Genomic DNA, 21,417 nt, shown 5'->3' on the forward strand with positions numbered 1-21,417 from the left:
CCCCGCTATCGCGGGAGAGGGGTAGGAGCTTTGCAAGAATGCAGCGGCGGTCCCCTCTCCCGCGTTAGCGGGGGAGGGTTAGGGAGGGGGGAGCAACCGCCGCGCCCCCTTACTCCGCCGCCACAGCCTCCGCCACGACCGGCGGCGTCCAGCGCAGGACCGGCTTGCGGGCAGCCGCGGTCTCGTCCAGGCGACGGCGCGGCGTCAGGCGCGGAGCGGCCTGGAAGTAGGCGACATCGCCCGACTTCGCCCGCTCGGCCAGTGCGCGCAGAGCCTCGACGAACTGATCCAGGCTGGCCTTGCTTTCCGTCTCGGTCGGCTCGATCAGCAGGGCACCGTGGACGACCAGCGGGAAATACATGGTCATCGGGTGGAAGCCCTCGTCGATCAGCGCCTTCGCCATGTCGAGCGTGGTAACCCCCGTCCCCTTCAGGAAGCGGTCGTCGAACAGGCACTCGTGCATGCACGGCCCTTCGAAGGAGGCCGTCATCATGTCCTCCAGGCGCGCCATGACGTAGTTGGCGTTCAGCACCGCGTCACCCGACGCCTGCCACAGCCCGTCGGCTCCGTGGCTGAGCATGTAGGACAGGGCGCGGACGAACATGCCCATCTGGCCGTGAAAGGCCTTCATGCGGCCGAAGGCCAGACCGTCGCCGGCGTTCTCCACCAGCGCGAAGCCATCCTTGCCATGCGTCACGTAAGGCACCGGGATGTAGGGTGCCAGCGACTCCGCGAACACCACCGGCCCCGACCCCGGACCGCCGCCGCCATGCGGGGTGGAGAAGGTCTTGTGCAGGTTGATGTGCATGACGTCGATGCCGAGATCGGCAGGACGCACCCGCCCGACGATGGCGTTGAAGTTGGCGCCGTCGCAGTAGAAATAGCCGCCCGCCTCATGCACCGCGTCGGCGATCTCGACGATGTCGCGTTCGAACAGGCCGCAGGTGTTGGGGTTGGTCAGCATCAGCCCGGCCACGTCGGGGCCGAGCTTGGCCTTCAGCGCCTCCAGATCGACGCGGCCGTCGGCGGTCGCCGGAATGGAATCAACGCTGTAGCCGCAGGCGGCGGCGGTCGCCGGGTTGGTGCCGTGGGCGCTTTCCGGCACCAGGATCTTGGTTCGGCCGCTGTCGCCCTTGGCCTCGTGTGCGGCGCGGATCGCCATGATGCCGCACATCTCGCCATGGGCACCGGCGGCGGGCGCCAGCGTCACGGCGGCCATGCCTGTCAGCGTCTTCAGCCAATGGGCCAGCTGGTCCATCAGTTCCAGCGCGCCCTGCACCGTGCTGACCGGCTGCAGCGGATGCACGTCGGAGAAGCCAGGGAGCCGCGCCATCTTTTCGTTCAGGCGCGGGTTGTGCTTCATCGTGCAGGAGCCCAGCGGATAGAACCCACTGTCGATGGCGTAGTTCTTCTGCGACAGCCGGGTGTAGTGGCGGACCACCTGCGGCTCGGCGAGGCCGGGCAGCCCCACCTTGGCGCGCGGCTTCACCGCACCCAGGCGGGAGGCCACCTTCGGCACGTCGGGCAGGTCGACGCCGGTGCGGCCGGCGCTGTCCTGTTCGAAGATCAGCGGCTCTTCGATCTGCAGACCGCGGTTGCCGGTGACGGTGCCGGTCACGCCGTCGAACGAGACGGCACCGGCCGGAATGGCCGAGGGACGGCCCTGGTTGTTCATGCTCATGCCAGAACCTCAGTGAGCGCGGCAGCGAAGGCGTCCATGTCCGCGTCGGTGTTGGTCTCGGTGACAGCGACCAGGAGAAGGTCTTCCATCTCGCCCGGATAGAGGCGCGACACCGGCACGCCGCCCAGGATGCGGCGCTTGGCGAGTTCCTCGACCACCGCGGCGGCCGGCTTCGGCAGCTTGGCGGTGAATTCGTTGAAGAAGCCGTCGTTCAGCACCTCGACACCCGGAACCGCGGCAAGCTTGTCGGCCATCTGGACCGCCTTGGCGTGGTTCAGCTGGGCCAACTGGGTGATTCCCGCCTCGCCCAGCAGGCTGACATGGATCGAGAAGGCCAGCGCGCATAGGCCGGAGTTGGTGCAGATGTTCGAGGTCGCCTTCTCGCGGCGGATGTGCTGCTCGCGGGTGGAGAGCGTCAGCACGAAGCCGCGGCGGCCGTCGGCGTCCACCGTCTCGCCGCACAGGCGGCCCGGCATCTGGCGGACATACTTGTCCTTCACCGTGAACAGCCCGACATAGGGCCCGCCGAAGTTCAGGGCGTTGCCGAAGGATTGGCCTTCCGCCGCGACGATGTCGGCGCCCATGTCGCCCGGCGGGGTCAGCAGGCCGAGCGACAGCGCTTCCGTCACCACGACGATCAGCAGCGCGCCCTTGGCCTGACAGGCGGCGGCAAGGTCGGTGTAGTCGCGGACATGGCCGAACACGTCGGGGTTCTGCACGACGACGCAGGCGGTCTTGTCGTCGACCAGCGCCAGCAGATCCTCGCCACCGGTCGGAGCGGCCGGCAGGGCGACGGCCTCGAACCCGATGAAGCGGGCGTCGGTGGTGGTCACGTCGCGGTAATGCGGGTGCAGGCCGCCGGACAGGATCGCCTTCTTCCGCCGGGTGATGCGGTTGGCCATCATCACCGCCTCGGCGCAGGAGGTGGCGCCGTCGTACATCGAGGCGTTCGCCACATCCATGCCGGTCAGCAGGGCGACCTGGGTCTGGAATTCGAACAGGACCTGAAGCGTGCCCTGGCTCACCTCCGGCTGGTACGGGGTATAGGCGGTCAGGAACTCGCCGCGCTGGACCAGATGGTCGACTGTGGCCGGCACATGGTGGCGGTAGGCACCGGCACCGAGGAAGCTCGGCACAGAGCCCGCCGGCATATTCTTCGCCGCCATGGAACCCAGCAGCCGTTCGACCTCAAGCTCGCCCATATGGTTGGGCAAGCCCCCGATCGGGCCGGCCAGACGGGCCGACTTTGGAACATCGCGGAACAGGTCTTCGACCGATGTTGCGCGGACGGCCTCCAGCATCGACTGCCGGTCGGCCTCGGTCAGGGGCAGATAGCGCATGTTAGTGGGATTCCTCCACGAAGGCCTTGTAGGCCGCTTCGTCCATCAGGGCGTCCAGTTCGGAGGCGTCCTTCAACTGGATCTTGAAGAACCAGCCCTCACCCTCGGCGGCGCTGTTGACCATCGACGGGTCATCGACGAGGGCCTGGTTGGCTTCCACGACGGTGCCCGACACCGGAGCATAGACGTCGCTGGCGGCCTTCACCGATTCGACGACGGCGGCTTCCTTGCCCTGCGCCAGCTCGCGGCCGGCCTCGGGGAGTTCGACGAACACCACGTCGCCCAACTGGCTCTGCGCGAAGTCGGTAACGCCGATGGTGGCAACGTCGCCATCGACCTGAACCCACTCGTGGTCCTTGGTGAATTTCTTGGTCATCTGAAGGAGTCCCTGTTCAATACGGTTGCTTGTGGTTGGGGGCGCCGGGGCATCAGCCCCGGTAATAGCGTTGCGGCACGAAAGGCGTGGCGGCGACGCGGGCGGGCAGCGGCTTGCCCCGCACCACCAGCGTCAGCGGCGTGCCCACCGCCGAATTCGCGATGTCGACATAGCCCATTGCGACCGGCGCACCGGCGGTCGGGCCGAAGCCGCCGCTGGTGATCTCGCCGATGCGATTGCCGTTGGCATCCTGGATTTCCGTGTGCTCGCGGGCCGGCTGGCGGCCTTCCGGCTGAATGCCGACGCGGCGGCGCGTGGCGCCTTCGGTCAGCTGCCGGTGGATGATGTCATAGCCGGGGAAACCGCCCTCGGCACGGCGGCGCTTCGGCAGAGTCCATTCCAGCGCGCCTTCGACCGGCGTGGTGGTGGTGTCGATGTCGTGGCCGTAGAGGCAGAGACCGGCCTCCAGCCGCAGCGAATCGCGGGCGCCCAGCCCGATCGCCTCGACCTCCGATTCGGCCAGCAGCGCACGGGCGATCATCTCCGCATCGGCCTTGTCGCAGGAGATCTCGTAGCCGTCCTCGCCGGTGTAGCCTGAGCGGGTCAGGATCACCGGCACGCCCTTGAAGGTGGCGGACAGGTAGCTCATGAACTTCATGGTGGCGGCTTCCGGCACGAAGCGGGCCATCACCTCGGCCGCCATCGGACCCTGGAGCGCCATCAGCGCCAGATCGTCCAGCAGTTCCACCTCGGCCTTGCCGGCCAGCTTCTCGCGCAGATGGGCGACGTCCTGCTCCTTGCAGGCGGCGTTCACCACCAGGAACAGGTGGTCGCCGGCATTGGTCACCATCAGGTCGTCGAGGATGCCGCCCTGCTCGTTCAGGAACAGCGTGTAGCGCATGCGGCCCTGGGCCAGTCCCTTGATGTCGCCGGGGACCAGCGTTTCCAGGGCGGCAGCCGGGTCGGCCCCGGTCAGGCGGACCTGCCCCATGTGGGACACGTCGAACAGCCCGGCCTTCTCGCGGGTGTGCTGGTGCTCCTTCAGGATGCCCAGCGGATACTGCACCGGCATGTCATAGCCGGCGAAAGGCACCATGCGGGCGCCAAGCTCGACATGGAGCGCGTGCAGCGGGGTGGTCTTGAGAGCAGTTGCGGCCTCGGTCACGCGGGTCCTCCGACAAGGTTTCAGCGCCCGCACCGGGATCGGTGCAGGAAGCTGCCCCCTCTGTCTTGGACCTGAGAGATTCACCGCCGTCCGGTCGAGCCGGACACCCGGTTTACTCCTTCGGTGAGTCGCGGCGGATGAGCGCCGAGGCTGCTTTCCAGAGTTGCCTTATCCCCTTGCGGTCCTTTTGCCTGAGAGTTTCCGGGGGCGGTTGCTCCTTCGGCGCCGCCCGCGAGGCTACCCGTTCCCGGATGTCTCGAAAGCGATCTCTCCCGCGAGGGATCATCGGCGTGATGGCGGCACACTGTCGCGAATGGACAGGTTTGTCAATCGACGGATCCGGCCGACGGATCCGGCGACGGCCATGCCGCTGTCGACCGTCATCCCCGCGAAGGCGGGGATCCAGCTTTCCAGGTCGAACACTTGTGTTCGCTGGATTCCCGCCTTCGCGGGAATGACGGCCGGTAAGGACCGCAGTTGCCGAACGATCGGCAACCTTACTTCTTCATCTGCGTCCGATTGAACTCCAGCTGCTCCGGCGTCAGCTGGAAGCCGAGATAGATCTTCCAGTCCTTGGCGTTGGCGTCCTTGGGCAGCGGGATCCGCGGAGCCAGCTCTTCCCGCGTGCCGGCGCGCGGCTGGCCGGTGACGAAGGTCACGTCGGTGTCGAAATAGGCCTTCGACACCAGCGTGTCGTCCGGCTGGGCCAGCGCCACGAAATACTGGTACTTGGCGGTGTTGCCCGGCAAGGCCGGACCGCGCTCGGCAACCAGGAAGACGTTCACGTTCACCGTGACGCCGCTGCTGGTGTATTCGCAGTTGCCGGTGTAGTCGACCAGCGCCGCGCGCGACTCCAGATCGGTCAGGTCCTTGCCGCCGGGGCGGAAGACCGTCACCTCCTGCAGGTCGCGGACGATGTTGACCTTCGGGCAGGCCAGCGCCGCGTCCGCCGGGTCGTTCGGTCCCAGGCCGGAACAGCCGGACAGCACCGCGACGGCCCCGGCGGCGAGCAACGCAGGGCGGCTCTTACACATCAGGGACGCCAGCGGGCTTTTCCGGGCGGGGGTTCCTATATTACGGTCGCGGCGGTCCATCGGTTCGGCCTGATCGGTTAACGGGCTGTTGGACCGCGACTTTAGTGTCCCAGCTTGACCGGCACAAGACCGCGCGGCGGTTCTATCCCTTGCGACGGTTCGGCACAGGGCCACCTTAGGGCACGTATTCTACGCAAGGGCGGAACAGCGCATATGACCACCACCAATTCCCCGGCCCTCCAGCCCTTGACGATCCTGCTGGCGGCTCCCCGCGGCTTTTGCGCCGGCGTCGACCGGGCGATCCAGATCGTCGAGACGGCGTTGGACCGCTTCGGGGCGCCGGTCTATGTCCGGCACGAGATCGTCCACAACCGATTCGTGGTCGAGAGCCTGGAAGCCAAGGGCGCCGTCTTCGTCGACGAACTGACCGAGGTGCCGGATGGCCGCCCGGTGGTGTTCTCCGCCCATGGCGTGCCGAAATCGGTGCCGCAGGCGGCGGAGGCGCGCGGCCTGTTCTATCTCGACGCCACCTGCCCGCTGGTCAGCAAGGTCCACCGCGAGGCTGAACGCCATTTCGAGGACGGCCGTCAGATCGTCCTGATCGGCCATGCCGGGCATCCGGAGGTGATCGGCACCATGGGCCAGCTGCCGGACGGAGCCGTCGTGCTGGTGGAGAGCGTGGCCGATGTCGCCACGCTGGAAGTCCGGGATCCGGAAAACCTCGCCTACGCCACCCAGACCACGCTGTCGGTCGACGAGACGACGGAGATCCTGGCCGCGCTCCAGGCTCGCTTCCCCGCCATCGCCGGTCCGAAGAAAGAGGACATCTGCTACGCCACCACCAACCGTCAGGCGGCGGTGAAGGCCATTGCGCCGAAGGTGGATGCGCTGCTGGTTCTCGGTGCGCCGAACTCGTCGAATTCCAAGCGGCTGGTGGAGGTGGCGAAGATCCATGGCTGCCCGGCCGCCCAACTGGTCCAGCGCGCCGCCGAGATCGATTGGAGCGCACTGGCCGGCGTCGCCCGGCTCGGCATCACCGCCGGCGCGTCCGCCCCGGAAGTGCTGGTGGAGGAGGTCATCGAAGCCGCCCGCGCGCGATTCGACGTGACGGTGGAGGAGTTGCGCACCGCGACCGAGAACATCGTCTTCAAACTGCCGCGCGCGTTATCGGTGGAGCGGGAGACGGCTTGAGGCTTGCGGGGTTAGCCCCCCACCTTGATCCTCCCCCGCCGGGCGGGGGAGGAGACTGCCGCCTTACGCCGACAAAGCTCCGATCCTCCCCGGCGATCGGACCGGCCTTTAGCCGGCCGACGCCCTTCTACTTCGGCGTCCCCGCCCACACCTGGAACTGCGTGGTCTCCAGCAGCATGTCGCTGTGACCGAAGGCCGCCTTGAACAGCTTGCCGACGCCGGCCGTCCGCTGGGTCACCGCCACCAGGGTGCCGCGCAGCTTCAGATACTGCTTGGTCCCCGCCACCAGCGCGTCGAGCATGCCGAAGTCCTCGTCCTTGCCGCGGTGGAGCGGCGGATTGGACAGGATCAGGCCGAAGCGTTCGCGGGTGCCGAGCCCCGTCAGCCCGTCGCTCAGCACCAGTTCGGCATCCGGCACATTCTGGCGGGCGGCGTGCAGCGCCACCGCGTCGATGTCCAGCAGGGTCAGCGGCGCGTCGGGCTGGCGTTCCCGCACGGCCCGCGCGATCACCCCGGCGCCGCAGCCGAAATCCAGCACCCGGGTGCCGGCGGCGACCTCCGGCAGCACCTTCAGCAGGCATTCGGTGCCGACGTCCAGATGGCCGTGGGCGAACAGGCCGGGGTAGGACACCAGTTCCAGCGTCCGGTCCGGCAGTGTCAGGGTGACGGTCTGCCGCCAATCCTCCAGCGCCCCCTTGGCCGGAGCATCGGTGCGGTGCGTCAGCAGCAGCCTGGCGCGCCGCTTGATGATCAACGTCTCCGCGTCTCCGGCCAGCCCGTCGAGATGCTTCGGCGCGCTGGTCACGCCTTCGTCGTTGCCGCCGGCGATCCACAGCGGAGCACCCGGGGCAAGGCGCGAGGCCAGCGCATGCAACGCCATTTCGAATCCGGCCCAGCCGCGCGGCAGACGCAGCACGGCTCCATCGAACGGCCCCTCGGCCGGCCAGGGCGTGGCCGTCTGTCCGCCGCCCTTGTTTGCGGTGGCGAGCCGGTTCCACACCACCACCTCGGCCCCGCCGTCGCGGAGCGCCTGGGCGATGGCGCCGTCGCTGTCGAAGGCGACGAGAATCCGGCCCTGCGGCCGGATTTCCGACAGGGCTTCGGCGGCCACGGCGGCGACGGTCTGGTCGCGGTCCGTGGCCCGGTTGTCGAGACGTGCCACCGGGTCAGCCCTTGTCGCGCATCAGCCGCGCCTTGTCGCGCTGCCAACTGCGTTCCTTCTCGTTCTGGCGCTTGTCGTGCTTCTTCTTGCCGGTGGCGAGACCGATCTCGACCTTGGCGATGCCGCGGTCGTTGAAGTAGACGGACATCGGCACCAGCGTGACGCCCTTCTGCTTGATGCCGGCCGCGAGCTTGTCCAGCTCGCGGCGGCGGACCAGCAGCTTGCGCGGACGCTTCGGCTCGTGCTGATCGACGCGGCCGGCCTGGAGATATTCGGGGATGTACGCGTTGAACAGGTACAGCTCCCCACCCTTCAGGCCGGCATAGGCCTCGTTCACACTGGCGCGACCGCCCCGCAGTGACTTCACCTCCGACCCGGTCAGCATGATGCCGGCCTCGAGGACGTCGTCGATGAAGAAGTCGAACCGCGCGCGGCGGTTCTGCGCCGCAAATTTTTTCGCTTCCTCGCGCGTCGCCAAATCTCTCTCCTCTACGGCCCGTTCTGTCGTTTAGGACAACAGGCCGGCTTTGGTCATGGCTCCACGCACGGCGGCACGGGCGGTGTCGGACGCCGGAACCAGCGGCAGGCGCACCTCGTCGCTGCCGAGGCCAAGCAGGCTGGCGGCGAACTTCACCGGAGCCGGGCTGGTCTCGACGAACATCGAGTCGTGCAGCGGGGACAGCACGTCGCGCAGACGGAAGGCCTCCTTCAGGTCGCCCTTGGCCCAGGCGGTCTGCATGGCGGAACACAGCGCCGGCGCCACGTTGGCGGTGACGGAGATGCAGCCCACGCCGCCCTGCGCGTTGAAGGCCAGCGCGGTGGCGTCCTCGCCCGACAGCTGGATGAAGTCGGGGCCGACCTCCTGCAGCAGGCGGGACGGGCGGGACAGGTCGGCGGTCGCGTCCTTCACGCCGACGATGTTGGGCAGCTTTGCAAGCCGCGCCATCGTCGCCACAGACATATCCACGACACTGCGGCCGGGAATGTTGTAAATGAAGATCGGCAAATCCGCCGCGTCATGGATCGCCTTGAAATGCTGGTAGAGACCCTCTTGAGACGGCTTGTTGTAGTAGGGCGTGACCACGAGCGCCGCCTGCGCGCCGGCCTGCTTGGCATGGCGGGTCAGCGCGATCGCCTCGTCGGTCGAGTTGGAACCGGTGCCGGCCATCACCGGCACCTTGCCGCCGGCCGCCTCGATGCAAAGCTCCACGACGCGGTTGTGTTCCTCGTGGGACAGGGTCGGCGACTCGCCGGTGGTGCCGCAGGGCACCAGACCGTGCGTGCCTTGGGCGACCTGCCACTCCACGAAGGACTGGAAGGCCTTCTCGTCCACTTTCCCGCCCTTGAACGGAGTCAGAAGGGCGACGATGGAACCGTGGAACATGGCTGCCTCCTCAGTCGGCTTAGCTGGAAAAAAGAGTTGCGCACATTATCCCTCCCCGCCGCCCTCGGCAAGAGCGCCCGGACCGCTGTTTTCGCGGGTCTCCTCACGCTTCTCGCCGCGGTTCCCGGCGCCCTGCCCGCCGCGGCGCTGAGCGCCCAGGACATCGCGATCTATCGCGAGGCTTTCAAGCTCGCCGACAACGACCGGCTGGCCGAGGCGCTGGCCACGGCGTCCCGCGCGCAGGACCCGTTACCGGCGAAGGTTTTGCGCTGGATGGCGCTCGCCACCCCCGGCGGCGGCAGCTTCTCCGACATCACGGCCTTCATCCGCGACAATCCGGACTGGCCCAACATGGCGGCCCTGCGCCGTCAGGCCGAACTGGCGATGCCGGACATCCCGCCGGCCGAGGTGGTGGAGTGGTTCCGCCAGTCGCCGCCGCAGACCAATGACGGCTTCGTCCGCCATGCCGATGCGCTGATCGCCACCGGCAGCGTGGAGCGCGCGACCGGCCTGATCCGCAAGCAGTGGGCCGACGCCAATTTCACCGCGGATGAGGAGGCGACCTTCCTCGCCCATTACACCCCTTATCTGCGCCCGCTGGACCACAAGGCGCGGATCGACCGGCTGCTCTGGGCCAGGCAGGACGCGCCGGTGCGCCGGATGCTGCCCTTCTTCGACGAGGCCTACGACACGCTGATCGAGGCACGCATTGCGCTGGACGGCGACAGCCCGAACGCCGACGCGGCCCTGTCCCGCGTGGCCCCTGCCCTGCGCGACGATCCCGGCCTGATGTTCGACCGTGCCCGCTACCTGCGCCGCAAGGGCGACGATGCCGCCGCGCTGGAGATCATCGCGAGGGCCGGCACCGACCTCGGCCGTCCGCAGGCATGGTGGCCGGAGCGCCATCTGCTGGCCCGCCGGGCAATGGAGCGCGGCGACTTCAACCTCGCCTACCGCTTGGTCCGTACCCATGGCATGACCGAGGGCAGCGCCTTCGCCGACGCCGAGTTCCTGTCGGGCTTCCTGGCGCTGCGCTTCCTCGACAAGCCCTCGGAGGCCTTCGCCCATTTCCACAAGCTCTACCGCTCCGTCTCGGCCCCCATCAGCAAGGCGCGGGGCGCCTACTGGTGCGGCCGGGCGGCGGAGGCGCTGGGGCAGACGGAACCGGCCCGCGACTGGTACGCCAAGGCCGCGACCTACCCCACCACCTTCTACGGCCAGCTGGCTTTCCGCCATGTCTCCAACGGTGCGGTGACCCTGCCGACGCCGCCGGCGGTGTCGAGCGCCGACACCTCCGCCTTCAACCGGCGCGAGGTGGTGCGCGTCGCCCGCCTGCTGGCGGAGATCGGCGGCAGCACCGACGACCGGCTGGGCAGCTTCGTCCGCCGCATCAGCCTGGATGCAAAGTCCCCCGCCGACTACGTGCTGGCCGCCCGGCTGGCGAGTGAGGTCGGCCGCCGCGATCTCGCCGTCGCCGCCGCCAAGGACGCCGCGCAGAACGAGGTATTCCTGGTCGAGGCCGGCTATCCGATGATCGACGCCCGGCCGGCGGCGCCGGAACTGGCGCTGGTCCACGGCATCATCCGGCAGGAGAGCACCTTCAACCCCACCATCGTCTCGTCGGCCGGCGCCCGCGGCCTGATGCAGCTGATGCCGTCCACGGCGCAGCTGGTGGCGGGCAAGCTGGGCCTGAAGCACACGCAAGCCCGGCTGACCTCGGATCCCGGCTACAACGTCACGCTGGGCTCGGCCTATCTGTCGGAGCTGATCGACCGCTTCAACGGATCGTGGGTGCTGGCGATCGCCGGCTACAACGCGGGGCCGAACCGGGTGCGCCAGTGGCTGCAGACCTACGGCGATCCGCGGACCGAGGCGGTGGACGTGGTCGACTGGATCGAGCTGATCCCGATCTCGGAGACCCGTAACTACGTCCAGCGCGTGCTGGAAGCCGTCCAGGTCTACCGCGCCCGCCTGAGCGGCGATCTGGCGGAGCCGAATCTGGACAGGGATCTGCGGCGGTAGGGTGTCGCGGTGGCCCCTTCCCTCGCCCTCGGCGGGAGAGGGGGGAGCTTGCATGGCGGCGGTAGTCCCCTCTCTTGACCAGACCGACCTTCGGCCGGCCGAGAGCGGGGGAGGATTGAGGTGGGGCATCGAAGCCGACATCTCCAAAGCAAAAAGGCCCCGCCTTCCTTTCGGGAGGCGGGGCCTTTCATCCGACATCCGCTGTCGTCACTCCGGAGTGGAGGCTTCGCCATCGGCTTCCGGGGTTCCCATCATGGCGTCGGCGACCAGACCGGCGTTGCCGCGGATCTTGGCCTCGATCGCATCGGCCATCTCGGGGTTGTTGCGCAGGTAGGTCTTGGCGTTCTCGCGGCCCTGGCCGATGCGGGTGCCGTCATAGCTGAACCACGCACCCGACTTGTCGACCACACCGGCCTGGATGCCGAGGTCGAGCAGCTCGCCGACCTTCGACACGCCTTCGCCGTACATGATGTCGAACTCGACCACGCGGAACGGCGGGGCCATCTTGTTCTTCACCACCTTGACGCGGGTCTGGTTGCCGACGACGGTGTCGCGGTCCTTGATCGCGCCGATGCGGCGGATGTCGAGACGCACGGAGGCGTAGAACTTCAGCGCATTGCCGCCGGTCGTCGTTTCCGGGTTGCCGAACATCACGCCGATCTTCAGGCGGATCTGGTTGATGAAGATCACCAGGCAGTTCGACTTTGAGATGGAACCGGTCAGCTTGCGCAGCGCCTGGCTCATCAGGCGGGCGTGCAGGCCGACATGGCTGTCGCCCATCTCGCCTTCCAACTCGGCGCGCGGCACCAGCGCGGCGACCGAGTCGACCACCAGCACGTCGATGGCGCCGGAGCGCACCAGCGTGTCGGCGATCTCCAGCGCCTGTTCGCCGGCATCCGGCTGGGAGATCAGGAGTTCGTCGATGTTGACGCCCAGCTTGCGGGCATAGGACGGATCCAGCGCGTGTTCGGCGTCGACGAAGGCGCAGGTGCCGCCGGCCTTCTGGGCCTGGGCGATGGCATGCAGCGCCAGCGTGGTCTTGCCCGAGCTTTCCGGCCCGTAGATTTCGATGATGCGGCCCTTCGGCAGGCCGCCGATGCCCAGCGCGATATCGAGACCCAGGGAGCCGGTGGAAATGACCTCCGTCTCGACCAAGTTCTCACGGGCGCCAAGCTTCATGATCGAGCCCTTGCCGAACGCGCGTTCGATCTGGCTCAGGGCGGCATCGAGCGCCTTCTGCTTGTCCATGGAATCCTTCTCGACCAAACGAAGCTGTGCGGACGACATGCCCGGTACCCCTCTCTTAGAACACACGGTCGGCGCTCTTGCAACGAAGCTGAATGTACTCTCTTCGTTCTCTTTTGCAAGGGCTGATGTTTCCGGTGCGTTCCTATCTTACGGGGTGTGCCCAGGCGGTTCCTGGAGGCGGTTCCTGGAGGCGGTTCCTGGAGGCGCTTCAGGTCCCTCACCGCGCGTCGCGGATGACCTCCTTCACCTTGGAGGCCAGCTGCTTCAGCGAGAAGGGTTTGGGCAGGAAATGGGCGACTTCGACGCCGTCGATCTCGCCCAGACGGTCCTCGGCATAGCCGGAGATGAAGATCACCCGCATCTCAGGGCGCAGCTTGCGGACATGGCGGGCCAGTGTCGGACCGTCCATCTGGGGCATCACCACGTCGGTGATCAGCAGGTCGATGGACGCGCCGTTGGTCTCGATCTGCTGCAGCGCCGCCTCTCCGTTCTTGGCCTCCAGAACTTGGTAGCCCTTGTTGCGGAGGGCGCGGGCGGAGAAGACGCGCACCGCGTCCTCGTCCTCGACCAGCAGGATGGTGCCGGTGCCGGTCAGGTCGCTGCCGCGGCGCTCACGCGGCTCCGCCGTATCGACGGGGCGCAGTTCGCCCTGATGGTGCGGCAGCAGGATGGTGAAGGTCGTCCCCTCCCCCACCGCCGAATCGACCAGCACGAAGCCGCCGGTCTGCCGCACGATGCCGTAGACGGTCGACAGGCCGAGCCCGGTGCCCGACCCGACTTCCTTGGTCGTGTAGAACGGCTCGAAGATGCGCTGCAGATTCTCCCGCGCGATGCCGCAGCCGGTGTCGATCACGTCGATGGAGACGTAGCTGCCGGGCGGCACCGTCTCATGCTCCCGCCGTTCGGGCTGGGTGACGACGTAGTTGGTGGTGTTGATGGTCAGCTTGCCGCCGCCGGCCATGGCGTCGCGGGCATTGACCACCAGATTGATGATGACCTGCTCCAGCTGGTTCTGGTCGACCTTGACCAGCCCCAGGTCGCGGCCATGGATCATCTTCAGCTCGATGTTCTCGCCGATCAGCCGGCGCAGCAGGTTCGCCAACTCCGCCAGCACGTCGGTCACGTTGATGACGCGCGGCTGCAGGGTCTGCTGGCGCGAGAAGGCCAGAAGCTGCCGCACGAGGTTGGCGGCGCGGTTGGCGTTCTGCTTGATCTGCATGATGTCGCTGAAGGACTGGTCGCCCGGCTTGTGCCGCAGCAGCAGCAGGTCGCAGAAGCCGATCATCGCCGTCAGCAGGTTGTTGAAGTCGTGGGCGACGCCGCCGGCCAGCTGACCGACCGCCTGCATCTTCTGCGACTGGGCGAACTGGGCCTCCAGGCTCTTGCGCTCGGTCATGTCGATGAAATGCAGGATCAGGCCGACACCCAGCCCATTCTTGTCGGCCTGCCCGTTCTTCTCGGCCTCGCCGCGCCCATCCGTGCGCACCGGGTTGGCAAGGCGCCGGGCATAGAGCTGGGCCGTCAGCTCCCGGCCGCCGGACAGCCGGACCTCCAGCGGATGGGCCGGATCGGCGCCGCCCTGGACCGACTTCAGGCGGGCGGTCACCGCCTCGCGCTCCGCCGGGACGATCAGGTCGGCCATCGGGCGGTTGATGACACTGCCGGCCTCGCTGCCGATCAGCGCCAGAAAGGCCTCGTTGCATTCCGTCAGCTGGCCGGTCTCGTCGACCAGCGCGATGCCGATCGGCGCATCCTCGAAAAAGCGCTGGAACCGCTGTTCCGACAGGCGCAGAGCCTCCTGCCATTCCCGCTCGGGCGACAGATCGCGCACCACCGACCGGGTGTGGATCGTCCCGTCGTCGGCATGCACAACGCTCTGCGCCACCGCCACCTGGAACCGGCGGCCGCGCAGCCCCACCATGGTCAGCTCGCCGCGCTGCTCGCCGCCGCCATGGTCGAACAGATCGTAAGGTGCCGCGGACTGCGGCGGAGCGGCCAGAATACCGTGGAGGCATGCCTCCCCATCGGTCAGATCACCTGGAAAGGCATCCAGCCATTGGGCCAGGGTTGCGTTGACGAACAGGAACTGTCCGTTCTGGTCGACGGAGAAGAAGCCGACCGGCGCATGTTCCATGAAATCGGCGAGCTTGGCCTGCTCGCGCAACATCACATGCTCCAACTCGCGCCGCGCGGTGATGTCCTCGATCCGCCAATGGACGGAGCCGGCAAAGCCGGGCACAGGCTGGCCCTGCACCTTGCGCCATTCCGGCGGATTGTGGTCCAGCGCCGGAATCGCCAGTTCGGCGGACGCCGCGGCCCCCGCCCGCACCCGTTCGCGCAGGCGGCGGAACTCGCGCGCGCTGTCGGGATCGTCGGAGAACTGGCGAGCCAGCGCATCCAGCGGCCGTTCGCCGCGGCGCCAGCCGGCAAGCTCGCGGAAAGCTGCATTGACGAAGACCACATCGTCGGCACCGTCGCAGACCAGCTGGCCCGCCGGCATGCCTTCCAGCGCCCCGCCCAGCAGCGCGCCGATGCGCGCCGACCGCCGGACGACGGCGATGCTGCGGCCGATCAGCAGGGCGACGCCCGCTGCCGCCAGCACCGCTCCCGTCCATCCGATCTCTTCCCGGTCCAGCAGCAGGCCGGCGGCCAAGACCAGCAGACCGGCCGGCGCCAGACAGTACTGGAGCAGCATCAGGGGCCCGCCGGACGGTGCCGCGCGGTTGGCTGCGTCGCGTGCGGTGTCGGAAAGGGAAGTCGAATCGTCCACCAGATCTCCAGGCACCAGAACCCCAAGCCCCCAATGTCACAGCGCACGAAAGTCAGTCGTCCCACCCGGTGCCGTCAACCGTTCCAGGCGCGCATCAGTTGCGCAGAGACCGCCCTTTCAGCTTGAAGACATAGGTAATGACTTCGGCGACCGCCCGATAGTGCTCGGATGGAACTTCCTCGTCGATATCGCATGCGGCATAGAGCGCACGGGCGAGAGGCGGGTTTTCTATGACCGGGACATCGTTCGATTCGGCGATCTCGCGAATCTTGAAGGCGACCTGATCCACACCCTTCGCCAGCACCAGCGGTGCGCCCATCTGGCTGGGATCGTATTTCAGGGCCACCGCAAAGTGGGTCGGGTTGGTGACCACCACGTCGGCATTGGGCACGGCGGCCATCATGCGCTTACGCGCGCGCTCGAAGCGAAGCTGACGGATGCGGCCCTTGACCACGGGATCGCCTTCCTGCTGCTTGTGCTCGTCCTTCACCTCCTGCTTCGTCATCTTCATCTTCTTGTCGAACTGGGTCTTCTGCCACAGGAAGTCCCCGGCGGCGATGAAGGTCAGGACCACGAGGACCCAGATCAGCAGGCGATGCGCCAGACTGTCGATCTGCAGCAGCATCGCGATCATGTCGATGCCGATATAGGTTTCGACAGCCCCAAACATCGGCTTCAGCGCCATGTAGGCGACGCCGCCGACCACCGCCAGCTTGGCGATGCTCTTCAGCAGTTCCACCCCCTGGTTGGCCTTGAACAGGTTCATCAGGCCGGGCAGCGGATTCAGCTTGGAGAATTTCGGTTCGATCAGCTTCCAGGAGACATTGAAGCCGATCTGTCCGATGGTCGACAGCACACCGGCCACGACGAACAGCAGGATCGGCAGCCACAGGGCCCACATGGCATCAGCCATCACCCGGAACAGCAGCGCACCGACCCCGGCGCGGTCGAAGGTGATCTGATCCAGATTCTCGAAGTAGTAGTTCAAGCGGAAGACCATCCCCTTCATCGTGCCGGGCAGGATGGCGACCAGCACGACCAGCATCGCCGCGACCATCAACCAGTTCGCGGCCTCGCGGGTCATCGCGAACTGGCCCTGTTTGTGGGCCTCGTCGAGTTTCTTGGATGTCGGCTCCTCTGTTTTGGAGGACTCGTCCGCATCTTCCGACATCGGCGTCCTCCCTCTACAGCGGCTTCAGCAGTTCGATGAAGCTCGATTCGAACCGCGACAGCCAGAACAGCATCATGGCCCCCAGCGTCAGCGCGAACAGGAACAGCCCCATCAGCACCTGGACGGATGTGAAGATCTGGAACACCTGCACCTGCGGCGCCAGCTTGTTCAGCAGGCCGAGCGCCAGCGCGAAACAGGATGCCGGTGATCAGGAAGGGGGCGGACATCTGTACCCCCAGCAGGAAGGTCTTCGACACCAGCTGCCCGATCACGTTCGCCATGTCGTCCACCGGAATCGCCGCTCCCGGCGTGAAGGTGGCGTAGCTGTCGACCACCGCCATGATCAGCAGATGATGCAGGTCGGTCACGAACAGCAGGAGCAGCCCCAGCCAGCCCATCAGCGCGCCCGGCAGCGAGCCCGCAGTGGCCAGCGCGGGGTTGAAGATCTGGGCGTTGGCCAAGCCGCTCTGCAGGCTGATGATGGTTCCGGCGACTTCCAGCGTGCCCATCAGCAGCCGCGCGATGGTGCCGAGGAAGATGCCGATCGTCATCTCGCCCGCCGCCAGCACCAGAAGCTGAAAGGGACCGCCGGGCATCGGCGGCAGCTGCGGTCGGATCACCGGCGCCACCAGCACGCTGACCGCCAGCGCGAACAGCAGACGCGTGCGTGGGGTGATGAAGGCGTCGCCGATGGTCGGCATCACGCTGAAGGCGGTGCCGACCCGCAGGAAGACCAACATCCAGACGAAGATCTGCTCGCCCAGAAGCTGCTGGAGAACGTTCATCCGCCCGCCGCGGCCGCGGTCGGCGCCGGGGCCGGCGTTATGCCGGTGCCCGGCGTGAAGGGTGCGCCGCCATTGTCGTGAGCGCCGACGCCGATGGCGACGATGCGGTCGGCGACCTCATGCTCGAAGAACTCGGTCAGCTTGCCCAGCATGAAAGGCATCAGAAGGATGCTCAGCCCGAAGACCAGCATCACCTTCGGCACCATGGCCAAGGTCTGTTCGCTGATCTGGGTGACGGCCTGAAAGATCGAGATCACGGTGCCGAGAAGCATCATGATGACGAGAATCGGCCCGCACACGATCACCAGCGTGACGATCGAGGTGCGGCAAAGCTCGATGACTTCGGTCTCGCTCATGACGATGGTTGCTTCGGTGCGGGCTGCGTCGATGCGGTTGTGAAGGACGGCCGGCCGTCACATCGGCATGCGCAGGATTTCCTGATAGGCGTTCAGAACCTTGTCGCGAACGGCGGTGACGGTCTGCAGCGTCACCTCGGCGTTGGTCACGGCCTGGACCACGTCGTTCAGGTCCGCCTTGCCGACGGAAGCCAGCGCCGACATGTCCTCGCTCTTCTTCAAGGTGCCGATGCTCTCCTTGGCCGCCTGTTCCAGCACGTCGCCGAAGGAGGCGCCGTCACGCGCGGAAAGGCCGGGGCCGGTCGTCTTGGCGGCGGTGGTGGCATAGGCCGCGGCGGCGTTCAGCGGATTGATCATGGCGGCGGTTCCGGTCGGTCAGGGAGATGGAGCGGTTGGGCGGGAGAAATCAGGTGCGCAGAATGTCGATGGTGCGGGTCAGCATCTGGCGCGCGGTATCGATGGCCGACAGGTTGGCCTCGTAGCTGCGTTGAGCCTCGCGCATGTCCATCGCCTCGACCAGCGAATTGACGTTGGGCAGCAGGACGTAACCCTCGGCGTCGGCCGACGGGTGGGACGGGTCGTAGCGGCGCTGGAAGTCGCCCTTGTCGACGCCGACCTTGGCGACGCGGACCTTGTCCACGTCCATCGCCCGGTCCAGTTCGTTCTTGAAGATCACCGTCTTGCGGCGATAGGGCAGATCGCCCGGCGTTTCCGCCGTGGTGTTGGCGTTGGCCAGATTCTCCGCAATGACCTTCAGGCGCGTGCCCTGAGCCTTCAGGCCCGAGGCGGATACCGCCATCGACTTGTAGAGATCCATAGCAACCGCCTCCTCGAACGCCCGCAAATCCTAAACGCCCACACACCCTAAACGACCGCAAACAAAGCCGGTCAGCCGCCGGAGCGGATCGCCATCTTCATCATCGCGACCTGTTTTTTGTACAGGTTGGTGATGGTCTGGTAATCCATCGCGTTCTGGCCCATCCGCATCATCTGCTCTTCCAGGACGACGTTGTTGCCGTCCGGCGCCGTCTCGTACGGGTCGCGCACCTTCTGTTCCTTGGCGAGGCCGCCGGGACCGCGGGTGCCGGCCAGATGGGTCGGATCGGTCGCCGCCGGGGTCAGCCGCCGGTTGTCGCTCAGCGCGTCACGGAAGCTGAAGGACTTCAGGTCGCGGCCCTTGTACTCTGGCGTGTTGGCGTTGGCGATGTTCTGTGAGATGACTTCCTGACGCTGGGTCAGCCAGTCCATCTTGCGCGACATCAGCTTGAAGATGCCGAGATTTCCGAGGTCCATGGCCCTGATCCCGTCCTTTATGCCTCCGGTCACGCCGACCGACGCCAAACGACCGACGCCGAACCTCCGGCAGAATAGCCATTGGAAGGCCGCACTACCGATGGTCGCCCGTTTGCGTTAACGAAGGATGAATCCCGGTAGTCGCGAGTTGCGCCGGCAGACCGCCTTTACAGTTCGTTAAGCCTACCGGTCCAGGATGCGGGCCAGGAAGGACCCCTTGAAAAGGCCGCCTTTTGTCCGCGCAGTCCCGCTCCCCCGCATCGAATCCGGCCGGTACGCCCCCGCGCCCGTCCGTGCCCATGCCTGCGCGGCGTCCGGTCGCCGTCGCGCTGAAATACGAACTGGGAACCCAGACCCTGCCGCGGATCGTCGCCACCGGCAAGGGAACGGTCGCGGAGCAGATCCTGGAGGTCGCCTTCGCCAACGGCGTCAAGGTGCGCGAGGATGCCGATCTGGTGGAGATCCTGTCGGCGATCGAGGTTGACAGCGACATTCCGGTGGAGGCCATCGCCGCCGTGGCCGAGGTCCTTGCCTACGTCTACCGCGCGAACGGCACCCTGCCGCCGGAACCGCAGCCGGAAGAGCCCGCCAAGCCCATGGCTGCCACGCATATGGAGGACAAGCCGTGACCCGTCCGCCATCCCCTCCCCGTCCCCCTCAGGGTGCCTATTCCGTCGCAGAACTCACCCAACGGGTGGCAAGCCTCGGCGCGGCCCTGGAAGAGGCGCGGGCGGAGGCGGAAGCCGGCGTGCCGATCGACCTTGCCGGGCTGGAGAACAGCGTCGCCCGCCTCTGCGCCGAGGCGGAGGGGATGCCGCGCAGCGAGGCACGGGCCTTGCTCGGCCCGCTCGGCAACCTCGTCGCCGCCTTGGATCCACTGGCTGCCGCTCTGGCCGACCAGCAGGCCAAGCGTGAGCATTCCATCGCCGCCGCACTGGCGGGGCGCGACGATCCGCACACCGCCCGACAGCGCGCCGCCGCCGCCTATGGGCGTACCGGCCCCGGCCGCACAGACGAACTGCCCTGATTAGAGAAAGCCTGCCGCTTCCATGGATCTCGACCAGTATATCCGTTTCCTGATGGCGCTTTTCTTCGTGGTGGCGCTGATCATGGTCGTCGCCTGGGTGATGCGCCGCGTCGGCATGGCCGGCGGCACCGTGCGCGGCCGCGCCCGCCAGCGCCGGCTGAGCGTGGTGGAGGCGCTGCCGATCGACGCCAAGCGGCGGCTGGTCCTGATCCGCCGCGATGACCGCGAGCATCTGATCCTGCTGAGCGCCAACGGCGACCTGCTGATCGACAGCGCGCCGGCCGGCGGCTTCGACAGCGCGTTGGCCAAATCGGCAGACACGGCCCCCGCCGCCCCGCCTGCCGTCGCAGCCGCGGCAGGAAGCCAGCCGCAATGAGGCCGGTCCTCCTCCGCCGCCTCGCGGGCTGCTGGAAGCCGCTGTCCGCCGGGCTGCTGCTTGCACTTGCCGTCGGCGTCTTCGCCGGCCTCGCCGCCGGGCCGGCCCTGGCGCAAAGCCTGACCTTCGACCTGGGCGATGCCGGCGGCACCGCCACCGGCCGCATCGTCCAGATGGTGGCGCTGATCACGGTGCTGTCGCTGGCGCCGTCGATCCTGATCATGATGACGGCCTTCACCCGCATCGTCATCGTGCTGTCCTTCCTGCGCAACGCGCTGGGCGTGCAGCAGGTGCCGCCGACCACGGTGATGATGTCGCTGGCCCTGTTCCTGACCTTCTTCGTCATGGCCCCGGTGTTCGAGCGCAGCTACAACCAGGGCATCCAGCCGCTGATCAACCAGGAAATCGACGAGATGGAGGCGTTCCGCCGCACGGTGGCGCCGCTCCGCGAGTTCATGCTGAACCACACCAGCGAGAAGGATTTGCGGCTGTTCATGGACATGGCGCGCATCCAGTCGGTGCCGGAACCCTCCGACATGCCGCTGCACGTCCTGGTCCCCGCCTTCATGATCTCGGAGATCAAGCGCGGGTTCGAAATCGGCTTTCTGCTGTTCCTGCCCTTCCTGATCATCGACATGGTGGTGTCGTCGATCCTGATGTCGATGGGCATGATGATGCTGCCGCCGACCATGGTCGCCATCCCGTTCAAGATCATCTTCTTCGTGCTGGTCGACGGCTGGTACCTGATCGCGGGATCGCTGGCGCGCAGCTTCGGCACGCTCTGAGGAAGGTTCCCGGGCGAAAGCCACACGCGGAGCGCGAACTGCCCTGCGCACTTCGTCGCATCCCCGGCGCTCGGGCTGCGCCGCGCAAGCGGGCGCTGGCGTCCGCCGTGGTAAACGCGTATGAGGAAGCCGATGAGCGTAGGCGGGGGACCGGCAAGGGGGCCGGACCGCCGGACGGCTCCGAGCTGTCGCAACCGCCGAACCGGGGTTCGACAGTCGGTGCCGTCACCGTCGCACCGGGCGCCATCGCA

At 67.2% G+C, this 21,417-nt stretch carries 23 protein-coding genes, 1 pseudogene and 1 riboswitch; of the genes and pseudogenes, 6 read left to right on the forward strand and 18 right to left on the reverse strand.

Features of this window, described 5'->3' with window-relative positions:
* Positions 1-109: 109 nt before the first annotated feature.
* The 6 genes from gcvPB to F1643_RS15665 form a co-directional block, all read right to left on the reverse strand.
* Positions 110-1,681, reverse strand: a complete 1,572-nt coding sequence (gene gcvPB, locus F1643_RS15640) for an aminomethyl-transferring glycine dehydrogenase subunit GcvPB (RefSeq protein ID WP_194914134.1) — start codon at positions 1,679-1,681, stop codon at positions 110-112.
* Positions 1,678-3,021, reverse strand: a complete 1,344-nt coding sequence (gcvPA, locus tag F1643_RS15645) for an aminomethyl-transferring glycine dehydrogenase subunit GcvPA (protein ID WP_194914136.1) — start codon at positions 3,019-3,021, stop codon at positions 1,678-1,680. Before gcvPA ends, gcvPB begins: the two co-directional genes overlap by 4 nt.
* A gap of 1 nt (position 3,022) precedes the next feature.
* Positions 3,023-3,397: a glycine cleavage system protein GcvH gene (gcvH, locus tag F1643_RS15650; protein ID WP_194914138.1), complete on the reverse strand. Its 375-nt coding sequence runs from the start codon at positions 3,395-3,397 to the stop codon at positions 3,023-3,025.
* A 52-nt stretch (positions 3,398-3,449) separates the two neighbouring features.
* Complete coding sequence (gcvT, locus tag F1643_RS15655; protein ID WP_194914139.1) at positions 3,450-4,562, reverse strand: glycine cleavage system aminomethyltransferase GcvT; 1,113 nt, start codon at positions 4,560-4,562, stop codon at positions 3,450-3,452.
* 169 nt (positions 4,563-4,731) lie between these two features.
* A riboswitch (glycine riboswitch) is annotated at positions 4,732-4,847 on the reverse strand.
* Positions 4,845-4,985: a hypothetical protein gene (locus tag F1643_RS15660; protein ID WP_194914140.1), complete on the reverse strand. Its 141-nt coding sequence runs from the start codon at positions 4,983-4,985 to the stop codon at positions 4,845-4,847. It overlaps the preceding riboswitch by 3 nt.
* Positions 4,986-5,059: 74 nt before the next feature.
* Positions 5,060-5,596, reverse strand: coding sequence for a lipoprotein (locus F1643_RS15665; protein WP_194914141.1), 537 nt, complete (start codon positions 5,594-5,596; stop codon positions 5,060-5,062).
* Positions 5,597-5,809: 213 nt separating this feature from the next.
* Here F1643_RS15665 and ispH point away from each other — a divergent pair, with 213 nt between their 5' ends.
* Positions 5,810-6,787 carry a 4-hydroxy-3-methylbut-2-enyl diphosphate reductase gene (gene ispH / locus F1643_RS15670; RefSeq protein WP_149221717.1) on the forward strand — a complete coding sequence of 326 codons (978 nt, stop codon included), beginning with the start codon at positions 5,810-5,812 and terminating at the stop codon, positions 6,785-6,787.
* A gap of 127 nt (positions 6,788-6,914) precedes the next feature.
* Here ispH and F1643_RS15675 read toward each other — a convergent pair whose 3' ends face one another.
* The 3 genes from F1643_RS15675 to dapA are packed head-to-tail and all read right to left on the reverse strand — an operon-like array spanning position 6,915 to position 9,333.
* On the reverse strand, positions 6,915-7,949 hold the full coding sequence (locus tag F1643_RS15675; protein ID WP_194914142.1) for a methyltransferase: 1,035 nt from the start codon (positions 7,947-7,949) through the stop codon (positions 6,915-6,917).
* Positions 7,950-7,953: 4 nt separating this feature from the next.
* Entirely contained in the window at positions 7,954-8,427 is a 474-nt protein-coding gene (gene smpB, locus F1643_RS15680) for an SsrA-binding protein SmpB (protein WP_109074785.1), read from the reverse strand.
* Between the two features lie 30 nt (positions 8,428-8,457).
* On the reverse strand, positions 8,458-9,333 hold the full coding sequence (gene dapA / locus F1643_RS15685; RefSeq protein WP_194914143.1) for a 4-hydroxy-tetrahydrodipicolinate synthase: 876 nt from the start codon (positions 9,331-9,333) through the stop codon (positions 8,458-8,460).
* Between the two features lie 36 nt (positions 9,334-9,369).
* On the opposite strand from dapA, the gene F1643_RS15690 reads away from it, so the two are divergent.
* Positions 9,370-11,355, forward strand: a complete 1,986-nt coding sequence (locus tag F1643_RS15690; RefSeq protein ID WP_194914144.1) for a lytic transglycosylase domain-containing protein — start codon at positions 9,370-9,372, stop codon at positions 11,353-11,355.
* A 207-nt stretch (positions 11,356-11,562) separates the two neighbouring features.
* On the opposite strand, the gene recA is transcribed toward F1643_RS15690, so the two are convergent.
* From recA to flgB, 9 genes and pseudogenes are all read right to left on the reverse strand, one after another.
* A complete protein-coding gene (gene recA, locus F1643_RS15695; RefSeq protein WP_194914146.1) occupies positions 11,563-12,642 on the reverse strand; it encodes a recombinase RecA in 1,080 nt (359 codons plus the stop codon).
* 178 nt (positions 12,643-12,820) lie between these two features.
* Entirely contained in the window at positions 12,821-15,373 is a 2,553-nt protein-coding gene (locus tag F1643_RS15700; RefSeq protein WP_194914147.1) for an ATP-binding protein, read from the reverse strand.
* 94 nt (positions 15,374-15,467) lie between these two features.
* Positions 15,468-16,544 carry a flagellar biosynthesis protein FlhB gene (flhB, locus tag F1643_RS15705; RefSeq protein WP_194914148.1) on the reverse strand — a complete coding sequence of 359 codons (1,077 nt, stop codon included), beginning with the start codon at positions 16,542-16,544 and terminating at the stop codon, positions 15,468-15,470.
* Between the two features lie 13 nt (positions 16,545-16,557).
* Positions 16,558-16,695 carry a hypothetical protein gene (locus tag F1643_RS23455; RefSeq protein ID WP_370540636.1) on the reverse strand — a complete coding sequence of 46 codons (138 nt, stop codon included), beginning with the start codon at positions 16,693-16,695 and terminating at the stop codon, positions 16,558-16,560.
* 97 nt (positions 16,696-16,792) lie between these two features.
* Positions 16,793-17,329, reverse strand: a pseudogene (locus F1643_RS23460) (flagellar biosynthetic protein FliR); the annotation flags it as partial.
* Positions 17,326-17,685 carry a flagellar biosynthetic protein FliQ gene (locus tag F1643_RS15715; protein WP_014247800.1) on the reverse strand — a complete coding sequence of 120 codons (360 nt, stop codon included), beginning with the start codon at positions 17,683-17,685 and terminating at the stop codon, positions 17,326-17,328. The pseudogene F1643_RS23460 and the gene F1643_RS15715, both read right to left, overlap by 4 nt.
* Before the next feature lie 57 nt (positions 17,686-17,742).
* Positions 17,743-18,042 (reverse strand): flagellar hook-basal body complex protein FliE, encoded by a 300-nt coding sequence (fliE, locus tag F1643_RS15720; RefSeq protein WP_111066344.1) that lies wholly within the window; start codon positions 18,040-18,042, stop codon positions 17,743-17,745.
* Between the two features lie 49 nt (positions 18,043-18,091).
* The gene (gene flgC / locus F1643_RS15725) at positions 18,092-18,502 is read right to left on the reverse strand and encodes a flagellar basal body rod protein FlgC (RefSeq protein ID WP_194914151.1); all 411 of its coding nucleotides are present in this window, start codon (positions 18,500-18,502) and stop codon (positions 18,092-18,094) included.
* Positions 18,503-18,573: 71 nt separating this feature from the next.
* A complete protein-coding gene (gene flgB / locus F1643_RS15730) occupies positions 18,574-18,978 on the reverse strand; it encodes a flagellar basal body rod protein FlgB (protein ID WP_194914154.1) in 405 nt (134 codons plus the stop codon).
* Between the two features lie 299 nt (positions 18,979-19,277).
* Here flgB and F1643_RS15735 point away from each other — a divergent pair, with 299 nt between their 5' ends.
* The 4 genes from F1643_RS15735 to fliP are packed head-to-tail and all read left to right on the forward strand — an operon-like array spanning position 19,278 to position 21,166.
* Positions 19,278-19,607, forward strand: coding sequence for an EscU/YscU/HrcU family type III secretion system export apparatus switch protein (locus F1643_RS15735; RefSeq protein WP_188092217.1), 330 nt, complete (start codon positions 19,278-19,280; stop codon positions 19,605-19,607).
* Positions 19,604-20,005, forward strand: a complete 402-nt coding sequence (locus F1643_RS15740; RefSeq protein WP_194914156.1) for a hypothetical protein — start codon at positions 19,604-19,606, stop codon at positions 20,003-20,005. Before F1643_RS15735 ends, F1643_RS15740 begins: the two co-directional genes overlap by 4 nt.
* 22 nt (positions 20,006-20,027) lie before the next feature.
* Positions 20,028-20,381: a flagellar biosynthetic protein FliO gene (locus F1643_RS15745; RefSeq protein WP_194914159.1), complete on the forward strand. Its 354-nt coding sequence runs from the start codon at positions 20,028-20,030 to the stop codon at positions 20,379-20,381.
* Positions 20,378-21,166, forward strand: a complete 789-nt coding sequence (gene fliP / locus F1643_RS15750) for a flagellar type III secretion system pore protein FliP (protein ID WP_194914161.1) — start codon at positions 20,378-20,380, stop codon at positions 21,164-21,166. Before F1643_RS15745 ends, fliP begins: the two co-directional genes overlap by 4 nt.
* Positions 21,167-21,417: the final 251 nt, after the last annotated feature.

It is taken from the genome of Azospirillum sp. INR13 (assembly GCF_015390205.1).
Classification (GTDB): Bacteria; Pseudomonadota; Alphaproteobacteria; order Azospirillales; family Azospirillaceae; genus Azospirillum.

Bases quoted from the DNA above. Each gene is read 5' to 3' on its own strand.
- gcvPB (WP_194914134.1), bottom strand. From the start codon at position 1,681: ATGAGCATGAACAACCAGGGCCGTCCCTCGGCCATTCCGGCCGGTGCC.
- gcvPA (WP_194914136.1), bottom strand. From the start codon at position 3,021: ATGCGCTATCTGCCCCTGACCGAGGCCGACCGGCAGTCGATGCTGGAG.
- gcvH (WP_194914138.1), bottom strand. From the start codon at position 3,397: ATGACCAAGAAATTCACCAAGGACCACGAGTGGGTTCAGGTCGATGGC.
- F1643_RS15665 (WP_194914141.1), bottom strand. From the start codon at position 5,596: ATGTGTAAGAGCCGCCCTGCGTTGCTCGCCGCCGGGGCCGTCGCGGTG.
- ispH (WP_149221717.1), top strand. From the start codon at position 5,810: ATGACCACCACCAATTCCCCGGCCCTCCAGCCCTTGACGATCCTGCTG.
- dapA (WP_194914143.1), bottom strand. From the start codon at position 9,333: ATGTTCCACGGTTCCATCGTCGCCCTTCTGACTCCGTTCAAGGGCGGG.
- recA (WP_194914146.1), bottom strand. From the start codon at position 12,642: ATGTCGTCCGCACAGCTTCGTTTGGTCGAGAAGGATTCCATGGACAAG.
- flhB (WP_194914148.1), bottom strand. From the start codon at position 16,544: ATGTCGGAAGATGCGGACGAGTCCTCCAAAACAGAGGAGCCGACATCC.
- F1643_RS15715 (WP_014247800.1), bottom strand. From the start codon at position 17,685: ATGAGCGAGACCGAAGTCATCGAGCTTTGCCGCACCTCGATCGTCACG.
- fliE (WP_111066344.1), bottom strand. From the start codon at position 18,042: ATGATCAATCCGCTGAACGCCGCCGCGGCCTATGCCACCACCGCCGCC.
- flgC (WP_194914151.1), bottom strand. From the start codon at position 18,502: ATGGATCTCTACAAGTCGATGGCGGTATCCGCCTCGGGCCTGAAGGCT.
- flgB (WP_194914154.1), bottom strand. From the start codon at position 18,978: ATGGACCTCGGAAATCTCGGCATCTTCAAGCTGATGTCGCGCAAGATG.
- F1643_RS15735 (WP_188092217.1), top strand. From the start codon at position 19,278: ATGCCTGCGCGGCGTCCGGTCGCCGTCGCGCTGAAATACGAACTGGGA.
- F1643_RS15745 (WP_194914159.1), top strand. From the start codon at position 20,028: ATGGATCTCGACCAGTATATCCGTTTCCTGATGGCGCTTTTCTTCGTG.
- fliP (WP_194914161.1), top strand. From the start codon at position 20,378: ATGAGGCCGGTCCTCCTCCGCCGCCTCGCGGGCTGCTGGAAGCCGCTG.